Raw genomic sequence first — 15,984 nt, forward strand, 5'->3', positions numbered from 1 at the left:
GGTTTCAGAGAATGCACTCTGAAACTCTTTTTTTTAGGGAAATGGATGGCTTGTTTTGCATTGGAACAACTTTTGTGCAACATTAACAAAAGAGGAATTTTATTTTGTATCAGTCAGCTGATGAAACGACGCAATATTTCAATTATAATCCGTTATATAAGGTGACACTTAGCGTTAAGGAAATTAACATAAAATAGGAAGGTGCTCACTTCTGCCGTAAGTAAACCAGTTCTTAACAATTCATGGAGAGAGGGGTCACAAAATGTCTACAAATTCAGAAAGTTACGTTATAAAAGAGATGCAGGTCCAACATGCTACCGGTGTAGATGAATCACTAAATCCAAAAACCGTAGAGGATAGAGCTGTTGGTCCGCTATCCTATATGTCTATGTGGATTGGAGACGGCGTTAATTTAGGCAATATGACGCTTGGAGCTAGTTTGATTGTGGCGGGAACCGCGACGCTAAACATCATTCAGACATTTGCCGCAGCAATCATAGCAATTGGTATCATTTCAACTATTTTTTCTTTAAATGACAGGCTCGGATACAGAACGGGAATACCATATGTTGTACAGCTCAGAATGTCTTTCGGGCTGAAAGGCTCCGTCATATCATCACTTTTGCGCGGTATTCCCGCCATCGTTTGGTACGGTTTTCAAAGCTGGATTGGCGGCACGGCTTTAAATGAAATTGCGAAGATTATTACGGGCGGCGCCTTTGATAATGTTGCCATTTGCTTTGTAGTGCTTCAGTTGGTACAAATTGGGCTTTCACTGTATGGATTCCATGCCATTAAATGGGTGGAATCACTTACGTCTATTGTTATTATACTGGCGCTTCTCTATGTATTTGGCGTTCTTGTAACATCTCATAGCGCTGTTATTACAGAAAAATGGGTTCATGCAAAAGGCTCATGGGGGTTACCGTTCTTTGCGTTCATAATGATGTTTATGGGAAACTATGCGGCGATCTTTTTAAGTGCAGCGGACTATTCAAGAGAGCTTAAATCTGGTATTAGCGATTCAAAACGCGGATTTTTGTACTTTTCGCCTATTTTAATAGCGTACGGCTTCTCACTTTGCATCGGTGCAATGCTGGCATCTGCAACCGGCATTTCCAATCCCGTGAAGGCGTTTGCGATAGTGGTAAATAACTCGTATATTACATTCTTTGTATCAGCATTTATTGTTATGGGTGCTATTGCAACAAACATGGTTGCCAATATTATTCCGCCGACCTACGTTATTACATTGCTTACAAAAATGAAATATAAAGTTGCTGTTACCATCTCCGGTCTGCTTGCATTGTGCTCATTCCCCTGGGTGCTTGTACAGGATTCCTCGGCAAAGGGTCTTGGTATATTTATTCTTATATATTCCGCATTTTTAGGACCAATCGTTTCTATTTTATTAATCGATTATTATATATTCAGAAAGCAAAAAGTAAATGTAGCAGATTTGTACAAGGAAGACGGTCCATTTACCGGATTTAATCCAGCCGCGGTGCTTGCAATGCTTTTCGGCGCCGGTGCCGCCTTTCTAAAAGTTGACCTGGCATGGATTATCGGCGTTGTTGTAGCAGGTATTGCCTATATTCTGCTAACGAAGTTTGCATTTAAAGATTCAAAATTCAAAAAGGGTACGATATTTGAGTAAGGCGAGCAGCAATAGGTAGAGGGGGTATCACGAGTGAAGTATGATCTTATTATTAAAAATGGGCAGGTCGTGTTCCGTGATGAAGTAAGAAAAGCAGATGTTGCCATTCGTAACGGAAAAATCTCTGCCATTGGGGAAAACTTAAATATTGATGCCGATCAAGTCGTTGATGCTACAGGCCAATATGTGATGCCAGGGATGATTGATACGCATGTTCATATTTGCGAGCCAGGACGAACGGAATGGGAAGGATTTATAACGGGTACGAAAGCACTGGCAGCGGGTGGGACAACCACGTATGTAGACATGCCTTTAAATGCCCTGCCTGCGACTACGACCAGGGAAGCATTGGAGTTAAAAATCAATGCGGCAGAAGGAAAAAATTATGTTGATTATGCCCTGTATGGTGGGGTAGTTCCCGGAAACCTGGAAAATCTGCAAGAACTTTCAAAAGGTGGAGTAGTAGCCTATAAATGCTTCATGTCCTCTTGTGGAAGCGATATACCCGGTGACTTTAAAAATGTGGACGACTATACGCTTTATGCAGGAATGAAAAAATTAGCCGAGCTAGGCCATCTGTTATGTATTCATGCAGAGAATGCGGAGATTACAGACCGTTTGGCTGAAGAGAAGATCAAGCAGGGGAAGCTGACTGCAACGGATTATGTGGAATCCCGTCCGATCCTTGCAGAAGTAGAAGCCGTTAAGCGCGCTCTATTCCTGGCAAAAGAGACGGGATGCAAATTGCATTTCGTCCATATCAGCAGCGCGGCAGCCGTAGAAGAAATTATCAAAGCACGGAACGATGGACAAGATGTCACCCTCGAGTCATGTCCACACTATTTTACACTGACAGTAAATCAATTCGAAGAAATCGGTCCAACCGCCAAATGCGCTCCTCCTTTACGGGATGAAATGGAACAGGAGAAGCTTTGGGAAGCATTAAAGCAAGGGAAGATTGACATGTTAACATCCGACCATTCCCCTTGTCCTCCTGAAATGAAGTATAGTGAGACAAATAACATGTTTGAAGTTTGGGGAGGAATTACCGGTTGCCAAAACAATGTCGATTTAATGTTTGATGAGGCTGTAAAAAAGCGCGATGTCCCGGTAACCGAATTTGTTCGCATGATCGCAACGAAGCCCGCAGACAGATTTAACCTAAATACAAAGGGAGAAATCGCTGTATCCAAAGATGCCGATATCATCCTTGTCGATCCGAATCAGTCTTATGAATTATCCGCTGACCATTTATACTATCGACATAAACATAGCCCGTACATTGACCGTAGAATCAATTGCAGAGTCACGAAAACATTTGTACGTGGACATTTGGTGTTCGATCTTCGCGAAGGTATTTTGGGAGGGCCAATAGGACAGTTACTGCCAAATAAATAATAAAGCTAAAACGAAGTGTCAGAAGCATAAAGCGATGCAGCGCAATCAGTAAACATTCGGGGGTCAAAACTCACCCGCATCCGTACCGAAAAATAGGGGGGATTGACGTGAAAGAAGATTGTTATGATCTGATCATACGCAACGGTCAGATTGTCACCGAAGAAGGAATATTTCAAGGAGACATCGCCGTACACGAGCAAAGAATCGTTAAAATTGGATTTATTTCGACGGAGAAAAAAGCCAAGAAAGAAATCGATGCTGTCGGTCTGCACGTTTTTCCGGGTTTGATCGATACTCATGTGCATTTCAATGAACCCGGCCGGACTGAATGGGAAGGGTTGGCCACAGGCAGCCAAAGTTTGGCGGCAGGTGGAGTGACAACTTTCTTTGATATGCCCCTTAACAGCAGTCCTCCAACTACAACAGCACAAGGTTTTGAACGAAAAAAACAAGCAGCAGAGCAAAGTTCCATTCTTGATTATGGCCTTTGGGGAGGGCTGGTTCCGGGAAATCTGGACTCCCTGGAACATCTCAAGAAACTGGGAGTCATCGGATTCAAAGGTTTTATGTCCAATAGCGGCATCGATGAGTTCCTTCATGTAGACGACTCTACATTATTTAAAGGGATGCAAAAAATTGCCGGGCTTGGTTCCATCCTGGCTCTCCATGCCGAAAGCGATGTCATTACAAATCAACTCGCGGATTGGTATAAAGCACAAGGGCGCCGGACTGCACGGGATTATGCGGCTTCGCGTCCTGTTTTATCGGAAATCGAAGCTGTCGGCAGGGCAGCGTCCTATGCGGAAATTACAGGATGTAAATTGCATATCGTACATGCAAGCAGTGGCGAGGTCGTGAAACGGATCAGCGAAGCAAAACAAAGAGGGGTCGATATAACTGTGGAAACTTGCCCCCATTACCTGGCTTTCACCACCCCGGATCTGGAACGGCTGGGAGGGGTGGCAAAATGCGCACCGCCTCTGCGGGAACAGGAGCATGTGGAATCGCTTTGGGAAGCTTTGAAATCCGGTGAAATCGATAGTATCGGTTCGGATCATTCCCCCTCTCCTCCTGCTATGAAAGTGGCTTCAGATAATGATGATTTTTTCAGTTTGTGGGGCGGTATCTCGGGAGCGCAGACGACATTGAACGTGATGCTTGAGGAAGGGTATTGGCGGCGCAACCTTCCTTTGGAAGTCATTGCACGAGTAACTGCGGCCAATCCGGCCAAACGGTTTGGTCTGTATCCGCGGAAAGGTACGATTGCCGTTGGAAGTGATGCTGATCTGGCGTTGGTCGATTTGCAATCTTCCTTTGTCCTGAAGGAAACGGATCTTTTCTATCGGCATCGACAGAGTCCGTATATAGGGAAGACGTTCCGGGGGATGGTTATGTTTACAATTCTTCACGGAAGAGTTGTTTTTCAAAAGGGAGAAGGGATCGACAACAACTTTTTTGGCCAGATGGTATAGGTGTTATGCTACATGTCTTCTTTCACTAAACACCCTTAGCTAAATCAGCCCTTACCAAACACTCTTGGTAAGGGCTGATTTATTACTCATGTTCTTCGTTATGATACACATCAAGTGCGGCTTGAACCGCTTGACCGGCGTTTATTTTTGCGCCGTGCCTGATGAGGGCAGCCTCGAGTGCGCCCAATACGTGAAGGATGTTTTTCTTTCGGCAGCTATAGCCCATTGTCCCTATCCTCCAGATTTTCCCTTTTAGCGGTCCGAAGGAGCTTGCAATTTCAATGTGAAAATCATTCAGCAACATAGAACGGACAGATTCTCCATCAATGCCATCCGGTATGGAAACGCAGGTGACTACCGGCAGTTTGCAGCTTGGATCCCCATACAGATCCAGGCCCATAGCTCGGATACCCTGGACGAGAGCTTGTTCATGCAGTTGATGCCGGGCAATTCTGGCCTCCAGCCCTTCTTCCAGAACAATTCGTAATCCCTCGCGCAGAGCGTACAGCATGGAGGTAGCTTCAGTGTGGTGATTCAAGCGGGCCGGGCTCCAATAGTCCATTAACTGGCTGAGGTCAAAATAATTGCTGCGAATCGTCCGGTTTTGTGTTTGCTGTTGCGTATTCGGATCCGTTAATCCTCTTTCGATTTTCTTTCTTTGCAGCAGGACCGCTTCCACTCTGGAGTTGAAAGTAATCGGCGCCATACCGGAAGGGACGGATAAACATTTTTGTGTTCCGCCGATGGCAGCATCAATTTTCCATTCATCCACCTTCACTTCAGTTCCGCCGATGGATGCAACCGCATCGACAACAAACAGAACGTCCATTTCCCGACAAGCTTCCCCGATTTCCTGTAAAGGCTGCATACATCCGGTGGAAGTTTCCCCATGTACCATAGCCACAATCTTCGGTTTTACTTTTTTTATTTCCAGAATCACTTCAGCGGGATCAAACACCTGTCCCCAAGTGGTCTCGATGTTGACAACATCCGCTCCGTAACGTTCAGCTATTTCCGTAAGAAGATGCCCGAAACGTCCGTAGATCGGGATCAGAACCCGGTCCCCAGGTTCGATGATGCTGCAAAGAACAGCTTCAATACCTGCCCGTGAGGTGCCGTCAACCGGGAATGCCCAGTGATTCTCCGTCTGGAAGAGCTTCCGGAGCATCTCCATGGTTTCATTCATGATGTTCGTGAACTCCGGGTCAAATTGTCCCAGGATGGGAGTGCTCAAGGCGCGCAACACCCGCGGTTCGGCTTCGACAGGACCTGGTGTCATAATGGTTCGCAGCGAAGTATTGAGATCCTTGTACATTTTTATTATTCCTCCGTTTCATAGCCTAATTGATAAAGCAATTCAATGAGTACTTTAATGCCAGTTTCCAAATCGTTAATGGAGGTATGTTCCAAAGGCGAATGACTGATTCCCCGGTGGCTCGGCACGAAAATGAGTGAAGTCGGGCAAAAAGGGGCAAATACTTGTGAATCATGACCTGCTCCGCTGGCCATCCGTTTATGGGGAATACCAAGATTTTGGCAAATACTTTCCGCTTGATTGGTCAACTGTATATCCATTTCAACCGGACGGGCGTCCATCCATTTGTCAATGACAATGGACAAATCCCGCTCTTTGGCGATGTTGCGAAATTCCTGTTCAAATTGTTCGGAGAACTGATCTAGAATTGTACCGCTTGGATGTCTTACATCCACGGAGAAAGTGACTTTGTTGGGAATCACATTCGGTATATTCGGCTCAATCGAAAATTTGCCCACAGTCGCAACGAGAGGGGCACCTGTCCGGTCAGTAGAATCCATCAAATATTGCACCATCTGGCTTGCACCTCTTAAGGCATCTTTTCTTAAGGCCATAGGTGTGGTGCCCGCATGGTTTGCTTCTCCTGTCAATACGACGGTGTATCGCTTTTGTCCGACAATTTGCTCGACAATTCCAATGCTTTTCTGCTCATGCTCCAGGATGGCACCCTGTTCGATGTGCAGTTCAATAAATGCCAAAACATCGTCCCGATTTGCAGGTTTATGGGAGCCGTTTCCAAAACCCGCATCCAGCATGGCTTTCTCGAATCCGATGTCCTGTGCATCTTTCAAGTTTTGAATTTGACTGTAGGACGCTGTGCCGGTAATACTGCCTGAACCCCAGTATGTATAAGGGAACCGGCTGCCTTCTTCTTCGCACAGGGAGACGACTTCGAGGTGCTTCCGGGGAGGACCATAGGTATCTTTCAGATATTGCAGAGCAATCAACCCGGCAATAATTCCATAGGCACCGTCATATTTTCCGCCGTTTTTGACGGTATCAACATGGGAGCCTGTCAGAATGGAACCTGAACTTTGCTGGTTTGCTTCCAATCTTCCGTATAAATTCCCAACATCATCGAAAAAAACATGCAGTCCGATTTCTTCCATTTTCTGTGCTAATGCAGACTGTGCTTCCAACCAAGAAGGTGTATATAAAAGGCGGGTTACTCCGCCGTTCGGATTCGCTCCAAAGGAAGCTAACCACCGGATCATTTTCTCGGTCCGCTTCGCCAGATCTGGAAGGGGGGCTAATGTGCTGTGCTGACTCAATCTGAATTCCTCCCGTCTTAGATCTTACCCATAGATAAAGGTAAGGCTGAGTTCAAATTACAAATGACGCATTTGATAAAGAATAACTTTATTTTAGTAGATTCAATTCACTGAGTCATTGTATAATTTGAATAAAAATTGTCTATTTTATAGTGTGATATAAACAATGGTGGAGATAGGTGATTCAGATGAAAATGGCGGATGTCATGAGGGTGACTCTGCTTAAAAATGCTAAAATTGCTGCAGGAGAGCTCGGGATGACAAGAGAAGTGGAAAGTGTCAACATGATGGATGCTCCTGACATCATTCATTTTTTGAAACCGCATGAGCTCCTTTTAACTACAGCCTTTGCCATGAAGGAAGCGCCTCATGAACTTGTGGAGCTGGTGAAGCAAATGGCCGAAAAAGGATGCGCAGGATTGGGGATTAAAACAAAACGATTTTTATCCGAAATTCCCGAATCGGTCCTTGAAGTAGCCGATGAACTGGCTTTTCCGATTATTGAAATCCCGGTCGATGCCGTACTGGGCGAAATATCGACTAATATCCTTAGCTGTATATTGGAAAAAAGAACGGATGAGCTCAGATATGCTCTGGAAACCCATAAAAAATTCACCAATCTCATCATGGAAGGGAAAGGAACCGGGAGCATTATCGAAAGCCTGTCTATGCTTATGAAGAAGCCTGTACTCTTGCTGAACCACCGGTTGAATCTGTTAGCCCAATCCTATCCCAATCACCATCCTTCGTCTATCGACAAGGAAAACATGTATAACCGTATTAAACAATCGATCAAATATTTGCCCAAACAGATGGATGGATTGCTCAGTTTTTCCTTATACTCAACAGAAGAGCATTTCCGGCAAGCTGTAACTCTGTTTCCGTTCGAAATTTATCAGGAACAGCAGGGATTTCTGGTGGTACTCAGCATAATCGGCCAAGATCCGTTTTCGGTTCTGGCTGTCGAACAGGCAGCGAACGTGATCGGCTTTGATTTTATGAAGCAGCATGCTTTGGAGGAACATTCCAGACGGATTAAGAATGAGTTTTTTGCGGATTTTTTGGATGGAGATATTTCTTCCGAAGAAGAGATCATTAACCGGGGCAGACATTACGGCCTTCAAAAGATGCAGCCCTATATTTGTGTGATTGCCAAAATTGATGACAGTTCCAAGCTGTACAGCAAGAAGTTTGTACACAGAGAGGAACGGATTCGAAGATTTAAAGACAGGATTTATGAGTTGCTTGAAGATACAATGTCACGCAGAGTTGAGCAATATATTTTATTTACAAAGGGCGATTTTTTCGTTATGTTGCTCCCATTTACGACATTCAATGAAGATACGGAACAAGAAGTCGTAGGCTTGATAAGAATGATTCAGGACGAAATCTACGAGTCGCTCCAGGCAAGCGTGTCCTTTGGGATCGGGAACTATGCGGAACAATTGCCGGATATCCCCAACTGTTTTCAAAAAGCAACAGAAGCTCTGCGATCCGGATATCAATCGAAGAAAAGCAGGTTTATTCAGACCTATCGGGTCAAGGAACTAACTGAAATGTTGCGAATGATTCCATACAAAAATCTGAAGCAGTTTTATAATAATACCTTAAAGGAGTTAGCCGACTCCACGGATCGAGAGAAATTGGATCTAATTCAAACATTGGCCGTATATTTGGAAAATCACTGCCAAATTGCGGAAACGGCAAAACAGCTTTATATCCACCGTAATACGGTGGCCTACCGGCTGAACAAGTGCGAGGAAATCCTTGGCAGAAGTCTGAGAGATCCGAATGAAACACTGCGGCTTCGAATTGCGTTGATTGTTGGTTCGCTGCTTTAGCTCCGGATGTTTTATATTGATGAATACTGGTGAAAAATCCGTTTCTAAAAGCCATTGATTGGGGCTGGGAAATTGACCCGACAGGATTGCGAATCAGCTTAAATAAACTTTATGACCGTTATCAGGTACCTTTATTCGTTGTAGAAAATGGGTTAGTCGCCTATGACGAAGTAGAGAAAGACGGTTCGATTCATGATGACTATCGCATTGACTATCTTCGTGAACACATCAAAGCAATGGGTGAAGTAATTGAAGATGGTGTTGAATTCATGGGCTATACAAGCTGGGTATGCATTGACTTGGTTAGTGCTACTTCAGGGGGAGTTCTTGAAACGCTACGGTTATATTTATGTTGATAAACATGACGATGGCAGCGGCACATTAGAACGTAAGAGGAAAAAGTCATTCTTCTGGTATAAAGATTAATTGCAACAAATGGGGAAAAACTGTAAAGTCGATGGAATACTATTCTAAATTGCTGCTATCATTTATATGTGTTAATTCAAGCAATAAATGGTTTGTCAACAGAAAACATCCTATGAATTTAAAAAGGTAATGCTTTTATTAAGAAATGAGTCAAGACTGAACGAATTGTATGTGTGGCTTGGGGGAATTTGCTTTGACAGAAATATAAATGTGAAATATACTTAAAATATCATATATACAACATTTATCATACCGATATAATTTAACTTTGAATATTGTATTGCGAATACGAAATGAAAGGGGATATTTGAATTGGATTTGCCAAAAATAGATAATTCGAATTTATGGGATAAAACATATAATGTCTTAAAAGATAAGATAATTCGTCGGGGATTTAATCCGAATCAAAAGTTGTCTATTCAGGAGTTAGCAGAACAGCTGGGGGTAAGTAGAACGCCCATTCGCGACGCCTTGAATCGTTTAGAAACGGAAGGATTGATAAGAACTATTTCTAAGGTTGGAACTTTTGTTCGTGCTATAGATGTAAATGATGTTATCGATATAATGGATACACGTCTTATGCTCGAATTTTGGGTTGTTGATAAATTGCATACTTTATCTAAGCATGAATTGAATGAAGCGATAAGAAAAATGGAAGATATATTAGAACAAACCTCTAAATTAATCGAAACACCTTCATTAAACTCTTTTCTTGATGCCGATTATAACCTGAAATTTCACATTGAATTTATTAAGCTTGGGAAAAATAAGAATAATATAGATATTTATCAAAAGGTTATGGAGTACCGTTTTTTAGCAATGGAATCTTCGCTTATTTCCAAGGATATGGTTCTCACAGCCATTGAACAGCATTCTTCTATTGTTGACGCTTTAAAGGAGGGAGAAATAACCCGTCTAAAATATCTTATTAAAGTTCATTTAGATGATTCTAAAGAAAAGTTGATAGATAAAATACAGAAAAACGGTGGAACTATCTAGCACAAATGTTTGTAATATATGTCAGTTCTTCCTGAAATACCTTGTCTAAAAATTTTTCTTGTTTGGATGTAGTCTCCAAGGCACACAGTTGGGCGGCATTAAGACTTTGATCAGTTGGCGGAAAGACGACGTAATCTCTTCGCGTAGAACGTAAGATAAAGCATATTGACCAGAAAATTTTGCTAGTGTAATATATATTATATGTTGTATACAACATATAAGTTTCAGGTTTGAAAATTGGATGAAATTCAATTATTTTGTAACGTTTACCCTAAAACATAAAGGGGGATGGTTAAAAATAGGGCAATATTTATCCAATCTTACTTAAGGGGAGTACATCATTTCTTACTTAAGGGGGTTACATCATTAATAGACAAGAAAAATGTAAGGCAGACTTCCGAACTAATAATAGAAGTGAATCGTATCTTGTTGCAACGTCGATCTAGAAAGCGATTACATCCCGAGATACGATCAGCTGTTTTGGGAGGAAAGAATGAATTGGTGTTGACAAATAAATTAGGGGAGGATAAGTTGTGAAAAAATCATGGGCAATAGGGTTGAGTGCTTTAGTTATGAGTGGTTTAGTTACAGGATGTGGGCAAGCATCGGGTAGTGCCGCAACATCAAGTAATAAATCTCCTTCCAGTAATGAGCCTATCCAGTTATCGTTTTATGGGGGATGGACCGGAGGAGACGGTGCCATCATGAAAAAAATGATAAATGAGTTTAACCAGACCCACAAAAATATTCATGTAAATCTTACTCTACAACAATGGACACCGTTATTTAGTAAATTTTTAACCCAAGTGAAAGCTGGAAGTCCTCCTGATTTACTAGGTATGCACGCACCTGAGATAGCTGAATTTGCATCAATGGGTGTTTTAGACTCCAATATCTTTAAAGGATCGAAATATAAAGAAAAAGATTTTGTAACAAATGCTTGGAAAAATACATTCTGGAATGGTAAACAGTGGGCTCTTCCTCTTGATATGCATATGCAAGGTCTTATTTACAATAAGGATATGTTACAAAAAGCTGGTATCTCGACCCCTCCATCGACTGGAAATGAACTGATTCAAGATGCTATAAAATTGACTGTGGACGACCATGGTAAGCATCCTAACCAAGCTGGTTTTGATTCCAGTCATATCAAAACATACGGGTTAGGAATGCCAATGAATCATCTTGGGTTCTATATGTGGTATGGCTTATTATCGCAAGAAGGAGATCATCTGTTGGATTCACAGGGGAAAAATGTGATATTTAATCAAAATAAAGGGAATTCTGCCTGGAGTTTTTTAGAGGATTTAATCTATAAATATCATGTGGTTCCTACGGGTGAGTCATCCCCTCTCAATGATTTCCAAAAGAAACAGGTTGCTATGGTGATCGACGGAGCATGGAATCTTCCGGATTATCAAGATTCAGGGTTAAATTTTGGGACTGCACCGTTCCCTCAGGTCTTCGACACCAAGGCAGTATGGGGAAGTGGACATGTGCTGACGATTCCAAAACAGAAAGATAAATCACGTGAAGAGGCTGCTCTTACTGTTGCTACTTGGATCGAGGGCCATGCATCTGAATGGGCAAATTCTGGCAATATACCTGTCTTAAAGACTGTACAAGACAAAGTGAAATCACTGCCGGGCCGTGCGGCATTTGTGAGTATGTTGCCATATGAAAAAATGTTGCCGGCTATTAAACAGGAAGCGCAAGTTTTTTCTGCAAAGGCCCCAAGCCCGATTTTGGAGGCAGCACAAAGTGCATTTTTATCAAATAAGAATCCTGACGAAATTGATAAAGCTTTGAAACAGTCAATTCAATCTTTAATTTCTACTCCGTGAGAACAGTTTGAATAATTTTTAGTATGAAATGAAAAGGATTTAATTTTAAAAAGTATACAATATAGTTTCCAAAATCACAATTTTTGACGTTGGCGTTTTTCTACCAAGTTGCCTTGCTTCCTTCTTCCACACGTTTAACAACTTTTTTTGAACCAAGGTAGAAGAAGGACCAGGACTTAAAAGTTGGGGAAGGAATTTGTGAAAAACGCCAATGTAGTTTATTGCAATGTTAAAGTGTTTGTAATCTTTTCGTTTGTATACATTGCAATAAACTTCCGAGGAGAATACTTATGAACAAAGGTCAATGGAAAATAGGGTTAGTATTTTTGTTACCTTTTTTAGTAATGTTTTTTCTTTTTAAGCTTGGACCTGCACTAGCGGGATTATTAGCTAGTTTATCGTCCTGGAATCTTGTTGGAAATCCTCATTTTGTAGGACTTAAAAACTTTTATGCGTTGCTTAGGGATCTATTGTTTTGGACATCCGTACGTAATACTTTGTATTTTCTTGTACTGACGGCTCCTGCTCTAATTGTTGGTGGATTACTCTTAGCAGTTTTACTAAATCAGCCGATTCCGGGAAAAGGTATTGCTCGCACAGCAATTTTCACTCCATATATCGTAATGTCAACAGTTGTGGGTGTTATTTGGAACTGGTTGTATGATACGCATTTTGGATTGCTTAATTATTATCTTGGAGTTTTTGGCATTAAACCTATTCCATGGTTAACTGACCCTCGATGGGCGATGATTGCTATTTCAATTACCACTTTTTGGTGGTTAGTTGGCTATAATATGATAATTTTCCTTGCGGGACTTCAAGAGATTCCAGCTGAAATATATGAAGCAGCGACAATAGATGGCGCTAATTCATTTAACAAATTTATTCGAATTACCATCCCATTATTAAAACCTAGCATATTTGTGGTGATTATGCTTACGTTGATTAGCTGTATTCAAGTTTTTGATCAAGTATATGTGATGACTGGCGGTGGTCCAGACAACTCGACAATGACGATCGTCCAGTACCTTTACGTGCAAGCGTTTCAAAATTACAACTTAGGATATGGAGCGGCAATTGGAGTCGTAATTTTCCTTTTCCTAGCTATAATTGGATTGCTCCAAATGTATGTTACTCGCGAAAGGAAGGCAATTCGATGAAAAAAGTGCAATGGATTTCTTTTGTGGCCGCATATCTTTCTGGAATTCTATTTTTATTACCACTTCTGTGGACACTAGTTTCAGCATTTAAACCTGAGAGTAGCATTATGAGCTATCCTCCTGAATGGATTCCACGATCGATTACAATGGTGAATTTTTCTGAGGTACTACACAAGTTTGCTTTCATGAGGTGGATCTTGAATAGTTTCGTAGTAGCGAGTTTGTCAACTATCGGTGTAATTATTATCGATTCCCTTGCGGCATATGCACTGGCACGTTTACACTTTGCCGGTCAAAAGATATTGATGGTGGTCATAGTATCTATGTTATTGGTGCCAACTCAGGTGGATATTATTCCTCTCTTTCTGTTGTTTTCTAAAGTACATCTGACCGATACCTATATGTCTCTGATCTTTCCGACATTAGCTCACGTGACAGGCGTTTATTTACTTACACAGTTTTTCCGACAAATACCTGTTGAGCTTGAAGAGGCAGCAAAGATAGATGGATGTGGTTTCTTTCGGATGTGGATTCAAATTATACTCCCAATATCGAAACCTATCCTTTCCACTGTCGCGATTATAACGTTTGTATTTAGTTGGAATAACTTCTTATGGCCATTAATCGTAACGAATTCAGATGCGGTCAAGACACTTCCTGTTGGAATCGCACAGTTTATGGGTGCGTCTAGTGGTTCGAATGGTTCTGCTCCACAATATGGTATAACCTTGGCGGGGGCGTTAATGGCAACTGCACCCAGTATTATAATATTTTTTGCATTACAGAGATTCTTTGTTCGCGGGATATCTTCTGCAGGGATTAAGGGTTAATAATCTGCCATCTAAGTCAATTGCTTTGTTTAATCGGAGTCATTTACATTTACGGTTCATACTCCGGTTCTATTCCTTGGTATCGACTCATGTACATTGGTTGGGCCCCTGCAAGGAGGCGGAAAAGTATGAGGACAATTGAAAAAGAATTTATTATTAAACAAAATCACGATTATTTCAATCATTGTCATGCTTCTACAATTGTTACTGAATCGTTTACAGAACGGACAAATTTGGCAGGGTCTAACTGAAGAAACACTCTGGGAAAATAATTTAACAAAGATATTCGAATGGGACGGAATCATCCAACCGACATTGTGGGAGTCATTACCTGGGCACATCCACATGCTGCTAAGAAGTACAAGGGGCAAGATATTTCGAAGCGACTCCAAGGATTATGGACAGACTTGGTGTATGGCATATCCTACTGATTTGCCAAATAACAATAGTGGCATTGATGTTGTAAAGTTGAAAAACGGACGATTGGCGCTTGTATACAATCCTATAACAGGTAATTGGTCTTCTAGAACACCGATTTCAATAAGCTATTCTTCTGACAATGGGTTGAACTGGACAGAGCCTTATCATTTGGAGACACAGGAAGGAGAGTTTTCTTATCCGGCTATAATCAGTGATGAAGATGACATTCATATTACCTACACGTACAATCGAAAAAACATAATGTATCAACATATCTGTGAATTGGTTTGGCGATAGTTTGTGAGAATGATTTTTGTGTACTATTAAAAAATTAAAATTACCATATATACATCATATATGATGTTTAGCTGATCAACCAGCTTTAGAGGACTATTAGGAGGAATTTGTTAAATGCTTAAACCTGCAGGCATAATTCCAGCGATGATTACACCCTTTACGAAAGAACAGGAGATAAATGAACCGGGACTTCGCCAGTTAGTTAACAGATTAATCAAGTCTGGTGTTCATGGATTATTTTGCTTTGGAACAAATGGAGAATTTTTTTCATTAACTTTTGATGAAAAGGTCCAAATTGCCGAAATCGTTGTTGACGAGGTAAATGGACGGGTTCCTGTATATGTAGGAGCAGGGTGTATAAGTACCGCCGAAACCATAAAATTGTCTAATAAGTTGGAGGTTATCGGTGTAGATGCGGTTTCGGTCATTACGCCCTTTTTTCTTACTTATACGCAAAAAGAACTCATTAAACACTATCAATCCATTGCGGATACTACCAGACTTCCCATTGTTTTATATAACATACCTTCTCGGACAGGCAACAGCCTACAACCGAATACTGTAGCCGAGTTATCGAAAATATCGAATATCGTAGGAATTAAGGATAGTAGTGGTAGTTTTGACAATATTCTACGATATTTGGACCATGTCGATTCAGATTTCTCTGTGATGGCAGGAACGGATTCTCTGATTCTACCCACGTTAATGGCTGGAGGGAAAGGAGCCATAGCATCAACCGCGAATGTTCTTCCCAAGGCAGTTGTGTCAATTTATGAAAACTGGAAGCTGGATAATATTCATGAGGCGGAAAAAGCCCAAGATCAATTAAGAGCGCTTCGAGCGGCCATGAATTGGGGAACATTGCCGTCTGTGTTAAAGGAAGCAATGAATATCATTGGATTACCGGCCGGACCCACTCGTTCTCCGGTAGAAGCGCTTTCCGAAGAATCGCATCAAAAGCTAATAAAGGTAATGCAAAAATATATTGAAGATGGGATTATCATTGCACCTTAGAATCTTCTTAAAACAATGAAAGAAAAAGAGGGGGTAGTAA

Annotated in this window: 12 protein-coding genes and 1 pseudogene; 11 read left to right on the forward strand and 2 right to left on the reverse strand. The window is 41.6% G+C overall.

The features are described from left to right. Window positions 1–262: 262 nt before the first annotated feature. The 3 genes from LSG31_RS09540 to LSG31_RS09550 all read left to right on the forward strand — a co-directional run bounded on the left by LSG31_RS09540 (window position 263) and on the right by LSG31_RS09550 (window position 4,527). Window positions 263–1,657, forward strand: coding sequence for an NCS1 family transporter (locus LSG31_RS09540; protein ID WP_347439040.1), 1,395 nt, complete (start codon window positions 263–265; stop codon window positions 1,655–1,657). Window positions 1,658–1,690: 33 nt separating this feature from the next. Further along, window positions 1,691–3,055: an allantoinase AllB gene (allB, locus tag LSG31_RS09545; protein ID WP_347439041.1), complete on the forward strand. Its 1,365-nt coding sequence runs from the start codon at window positions 1,691–1,693 to the stop codon at window positions 3,053–3,055. Between the two features lie 107 nt (window positions 3,056–3,162). Continuing rightward, window positions 3,163–4,527: an allantoinase gene (locus LSG31_RS09550; RefSeq protein WP_347439042.1), complete on the forward strand. Its 1,365-nt coding sequence runs from the start codon at window positions 3,163–3,165 to the stop codon at window positions 4,525–4,527. Window positions 4,528–4,609: 82 nt separating this feature from the next. On the opposite strand, the gene LSG31_RS09555 is transcribed toward LSG31_RS09550, so the two are convergent. Continuing rightward, window positions 4,610–5,842, reverse strand: coding sequence for a pyridoxal-phosphate-dependent aminotransferase family protein (locus LSG31_RS09555; RefSeq protein WP_347439043.1), 1,233 nt, complete (start codon window positions 5,840–5,842; stop codon window positions 4,610–4,612). A gap of 5 nt (window positions 5,843–5,847) precedes the next feature. Continuing rightward, on the reverse strand, window positions 5,848–7,113 hold the full coding sequence (gene allC, locus LSG31_RS09560) for an allantoate deiminase (RefSeq protein ID WP_347439044.1): 1,266 nt from the start codon (window positions 7,111–7,113) through the stop codon (window positions 5,848–5,850). Window positions 7,114–7,301: 188 nt separating this feature from the next. On the opposite strand from allC, the gene LSG31_RS09565 reads away from it, so the two are divergent. The 8 genes and pseudogenes from LSG31_RS09565 (at window position 7,302) to dapA (ending at window position 15,944) form a co-directional block, all read left to right on the forward strand. Continuing rightward, entirely contained in the window at window positions 7,302–8,954 is a 1,653-nt protein-coding gene (locus LSG31_RS09565) for a PucR family transcriptional regulator (RefSeq protein ID WP_347439479.1), read from the forward strand. A 29-nt stretch (window positions 8,955–8,983) separates the two neighbouring features. After that, window positions 8,984–9,406 (forward strand): annotated as a pseudogene (locus LSG31_RS09570) (family 1 glycosylhydrolase); the annotation flags it as partial. Window positions 9,407–9,692: 286 nt separating this feature from the next. Further along, a complete protein-coding gene (locus LSG31_RS09575) occupies window positions 9,693–10,379 on the forward strand; it encodes a GntR family transcriptional regulator (protein WP_347439045.1) in 687 nt (228 codons plus the stop codon). 533 nt (window positions 10,380–10,912) lie between these two features. Further along, on the forward strand, window positions 10,913–12,223 hold the full coding sequence (locus LSG31_RS09580; protein ID WP_347439046.1) for an ABC transporter substrate-binding protein: 1,311 nt from the start codon (window positions 10,913–10,915) through the stop codon (window positions 12,221–12,223). Window positions 12,224–12,513: 290 nt separating this feature from the next. Next, window positions 12,514–13,383 carry a carbohydrate ABC transporter permease gene (locus LSG31_RS09585; RefSeq protein ID WP_347439047.1) on the forward strand — a complete coding sequence of 290 codons (870 nt, stop codon included), beginning with the start codon at window positions 12,514–12,516 and terminating at the stop codon, window positions 13,381–13,383. Then, the gene (locus LSG31_RS09590; protein WP_347439048.1) at window positions 13,380–14,213 is read left to right on the forward strand and encodes a carbohydrate ABC transporter permease; all 834 of its coding nucleotides are present in this window, start codon (window positions 13,380–13,382) and stop codon (window positions 14,211–14,213) included. Before LSG31_RS09585 ends, LSG31_RS09590 begins: the two co-directional genes overlap by 4 nt. A gap of 138 nt (window positions 14,214–14,351) precedes the next feature. After that, a complete protein-coding gene (locus LSG31_RS09595; RefSeq protein ID WP_347439049.1) occupies window positions 14,352–14,930 on the forward strand; it encodes an exo-alpha-sialidase in 579 nt (192 codons plus the stop codon). A gap of 114 nt (window positions 14,931–15,044) precedes the next feature. Further along, window positions 15,045–15,944, forward strand: a complete 900-nt coding sequence (gene dapA / locus LSG31_RS09600) for a 4-hydroxy-tetrahydrodipicolinate synthase (RefSeq protein ID WP_347439050.1) — start codon at window positions 15,045–15,047, stop codon at window positions 15,942–15,944. Window positions 15,945–15,984 lie beyond the last annotated feature (40 nt).

Source organism: Fodinisporobacter ferrooxydans (assembly GCF_022818495.1).
Taxonomy (GTDB): Bacteria; Bacillota; Bacilli; order Tumebacillales; family MYW30-H2; genus Fodinisporobacter; species Fodinisporobacter ferrooxydans.

Coding starts and splice junctions, on each gene's coding strand:
- LSG31_RS09540 (WP_347439040.1), top strand. CDS start 263: ATGTCTACAAATTCAGAAAGTTACGTTATAAAAGAGATGCAGGTCCAA.
- LSG31_RS09565 (WP_347439479.1), top strand. CDS start 7,302: ATGAAAATGGCGGATGTCATGAGGGTGACTCTGCTTAAAAATGCTAAA.
- LSG31_RS09590 (WP_347439048.1), top strand. CDS start 13,380: ATGAAAAAAGTGCAATGGATTTCTTTTGTGGCCGCATATCTTTCTGGA.
- dapA (WP_347439050.1), top strand. CDS start 15,045: ATGCTTAAACCTGCAGGCATAATTCCAGCGATGATTACACCCTTTACG.
- LSG31_RS09555 (WP_347439043.1), bottom strand. CDS start 5,842: ATGTACAAGGATCTCAATACTTCGCTGCGAACCATTATGACACCAGGT.
- LSG31_RS09585 (WP_347439047.1), top strand. CDS start 12,514: ATGAACAAAGGTCAATGGAAAATAGGGTTAGTATTTTTGTTACCTTTT.